Below are 3,624 nucleotides of genomic sequence, written 5' to 3' on the forward strand. Positions count from 1 at the left end.
GGTCTTGGCGACGCAGCCGGAATCCTCGAGGCTGGAAAGAAAGGCGTGCGTGACAAAGGGATTGAACGGATCCGAACCCTCGTCCGTCGAGCGAGCGCAGGAATCCCAAGCCGCGGCCGGGACTGCGCCTAAGCCTTGTGCGATTTTGATCTGGAAAGGCACTGGGTCGAAGGATCTCGCCGCTGACCATCTCTAGGTAAGAGCGCACCGCGACCCTGGCAAGCGCACCGACGACTCAAACGACGTTCACGCGGTCGCAGTCGCCTCGGACCAGACGGCCAGCTCATAGCCGCCAGCCGCCCGGAGACGCTTTGGGCCTCCGGGCGTGCTCAGACGTTGATCAAGGCATGAAGCCTTCGAAGACCATCTGGTCCGCGTACTTTTCGGCGCGGGCGCGGTCTTCCGGATTGCGCACCGTCCAGGTCATGACCGGGATATTGCCGAGGAGCTTGGCAAGATACGGGCCGGCTGCCGGCAAATCCTTCACGTGCCACGAGATGAAGTTCGGCTGCGAGTCGGCGAAATGCAGAAGATTCGCGAGCTTGTACTTCTGCTCCGTCGACAAGATGTCGTCCGTCTTCGATGCATAGTGCAGTTCCGCGATGATGCCGCGGCAGACGTTCGGCGCGATCTTGCGAACAGTCTCGACGATGTCGGGATCGAAAGACTTGATCACGAACGGGCCTTTGTAATCCGCGACGATCTCGCAGACACGCTTGGTCAGCGTCATGTCGCCGTTGAACTTGCTCTTGATCTCGATGACGAGCGGCACGCGTCCGGCAATCTTGTCGAGATAAACCTTCAACGAAGGAATCTTATCTCCACCCTTGGCGCCGGTGATGGCGATGGGCGTGAGGTCGGAGAGCTTGCGCTCGACAACGCGGCCCTTGTCGCCGGTGAGACGATCGAGGTCGAAATCGTGGAAGACGATGGCTTCGTTGTCGGCCGTGAGCTGTACGTCAAGCTCGATCGGGAAGCCGTGCGCGATCGCCGCCTCCGCCGCCGAGAGGGTGTTCTCGATGATGCCGTTGGTTTTGTCATGCAGGCCGCGATGGGCGATCGGCTTCGCGACAAGCCAGCTCGGTGTGCTCATTGGACTTCAAACATTCCTTCGACTTCCACCGCTACGTCGAGCGGCAATTCTGCGACACCCACCGTAGAGCGGGCATGGCGACCCTTGTCGCCGAACACTTCGACCATCAGGTCCGAGGCGCCGTTCATGACGGACGCGAGCGTAACGAAGGATGGCGCGGCATTGATGAAGCCGCCCAAACGGACGACACGAACGACCTTGTCGAGATCGCCGACCGCTGCGCGCAATTGCGCGATCAGGTTGATGGCGCAATTCCGCGCGGCCGCGAAGCCGGCTTCGGGGGACACCACGGAGCCCACCTTGCCCTTGTGTGCATCGTTCAGCTTGCCGTCGACGCCCAGGCAAAGCTGTCCTGAAATCACAATCAGGTTCCCGGTGCGGACGAAAGGCACATAATTCGCCACCGGCGCAGCCGGGGTCGGCAGTGAAATGCCGAGTTCCTGCAGTCTCTTTTCTACCGTGCTCATCTAACGGGTCTCTTCCTTCGCCAACACGCCTGTCTGGATCGGCCTCTTCGGCGCTTCTGGTCGCCCAAGCTTTGGCGGATCGTCGAACGAGACGCAAGCCGGACGTTGCGGCGTCCGGTCGACGCGCCTATCCTGCACAGCTCGAACAAGGAAATCTCATGCGTGGTTTGACTCTGCTGTCGGGTGTCCTCTTGGGACTGGCGTCATCTGCGTCGGCGCAAACGCCGGCTCCGGTTCACCTGGTTCCCCATCGCGCCGTCTATGACATCTCGCTCTCCCGCTCGGGTGGCATGCGTGGGCTCGACAGCGCCAGGGGCCGCATCGCACTCGAATTCGGCGGAGACGCCTGCGACGGGTATACGATGAAGTACCGGCAGGTGACCGTTCTCAACAGCACCGAGACGGGCTCGCGCACCCTCGATGTCCGCACCGCGACCTATGAGGCCGGCGATGGCGCCTCGATGCGGTTTCGCATCGAATCGACGATGGAAGGCATCAACAAGGACAATGTCGACGGCGACGCCAACCTCAAGTCGGACGGTTCGCTCGCGGTCAACCTGAAGCAGCCGAAGCGCGAGGCTTTCGCCGCCGGCGGCCGGACCATTTTCCCGACCGAACACGTCAAGAAACTCATCGAAGCCGCGCGGACGGGCGCCACCACGCTCAGCGTGAAGGTCTATGACGGCTCGGACGACGGCAAGAAAGTCTACGATACGCTGGCGCTGATCGGTCGGAAGATCGATGCCGGTTCGACCGCGAATTTGGAGGAAGCCGCCAAACAGGAGGCGGTGGCGAACCAGGCGCGCTGGCCTGTGACCATCAGCTATTTCCCGGAAGGACGTGGCGATCGCAATCCGGCCTACATCATTTCATTCGATCTCTATGAGAACGGGATCAGCCGGGCGCTCAAACTCGATTACGGCGACTTCGCCCTGAAGGGCGAGTTGAAGACATTGGATCTAATGCCGCCCTCGACCTGTCAGCGCTGACGACCTCTAAGGGCGATTCCCTTTTGCAGGGCGTCGGTTCCGAATTTGTCGCGGATGCGGTCGATGGCGCTCTCCATCTTCACTTGCCGGACGACGCTCTGATCGGCGAGATCGCCTTTGTCGGCTTCCGCCGCTTCGCACAAATCCGCCGCGCCGATGCCGATCAGCCGGTAGGCCGTGCCGTCGCAGGCTGCTTTCAACAATTGCCGCGCCGGCTCGAAAAGCCGCGCCGCCAGTTGCGTCGGCGCAAAACCCGAGCGTGTTCGGGTGAGAAGGCGAAACTCCGAATCCTTGAGTTTGAGGGTGACGCTCTGCCCGGCGAGTTCCGCATCCTTCAGCCTGTGAGAAACTTTCTCGGCAAGCCGCCAGAGGATGGGTTCCAGATCCTCGAAGGATTTCAGATCGACGTTGAAGGTCGTCTCGGCCGACACGCTCTTGGTTTCGCGCTCGACCTTTACGCTGCGCTCGTCCTGGCCGACGGCAAGGCGGGCGAGCCGCTGTGCGTCGCGGCCCAGGGCCTCGAATAGAGTCCGTTGGGGAATATCGCGCAGATGGCCCACCAATGTGACGCCGGCTTTCTCCAGCCGCGCCTGGGCCGCAGCGCCGATCCCTGGAATGATCGATACGGGCTTGTCCGCAAGAAACGCAGCCGCCTCATCGCGACCGATGATCGAGAACCCGCGCGGTTTGGCGAGGTCGGAAGCGACCTTGGCGAGAAACTTGTTGTAGGAGAGGCCCACGGAAATGCTGATGCCGACCTCGTCCTCCACGCGCTTCGCGAACCGGGCGAGAGTCAGGGCCGGACTCGCGTGGTGGAGACGCTCCGTACCCGACAGATCGAGGAAGGCTTCGTCGATGGAGACCGGTTCCACCAGGGGCGTCATCTCGAACATGATGTCCCGGACGGCGTGCGCCGCGATCCGATACTTTTCCATGTTGGGCTTGATGACGACCGCGTGGGGACAGGCCTTCAGGGCCTTGAACATGGGCATGGCCGAGCGCACGCCATATGTCCGGGCGACGTAGCAGCAGGTGGAGACGACGCCGCGCTTTCCGCCGCCGATGATCACCGGCT

At 62.1% G+C, this 3,624-nt stretch carries 4 protein-coding genes; 1 reads left to right on the plus strand and 3 read right to left on the minus strand.

The features are described from left to right. Positions 1–340: 340 nt before the first annotated feature. The gene (locus AC1DT3_RS14910; RefSeq protein WP_477466028.1) at positions 341–1,093 is read right to left on the minus strand and encodes a glycerophosphodiester phosphodiesterase family protein; all 753 of its coding nucleotides are present in this window, start codon (positions 1,091–1,093) and stop codon (positions 341–343) included. Next, positions 1,090–1,560 (minus strand): RidA family protein, encoded by a 471-nt coding sequence (locus AC1DT3_RS14915; protein WP_477466029.1) that lies wholly within the window; start codon positions 1,558–1,560, stop codon positions 1,090–1,092. The genes AC1DT3_RS14910 and AC1DT3_RS14915 overlap by 4 nt, the downstream gene beginning before the upstream one ends. Positions 1,561–1,718: 158 nt before the next feature. Between AC1DT3_RS14915 and AC1DT3_RS14920 the strand changes: the two genes are divergently transcribed. Next, entirely contained in the window at positions 1,719–2,549 is an 831-nt protein-coding gene (locus AC1DT3_RS14920) for a cell envelope integrity EipB family protein (protein ID WP_477466030.1), read from the plus strand. Here AC1DT3_RS14920 and AC1DT3_RS14925 read toward each other — a convergent pair. After that, a partial coding sequence (locus tag AC1DT3_RS14925) for a DNA polymerase IV (protein ID WP_477466031.1) occupies positions 2,540–3,624 on the minus strand: 1,085 nt, incomplete at its 5' end. The genes AC1DT3_RS14920 and AC1DT3_RS14925 overlap by 10 nt on opposite strands.

Source organism: Microvirga sp. P4_G7 (genome assembly GCF_056401005.1).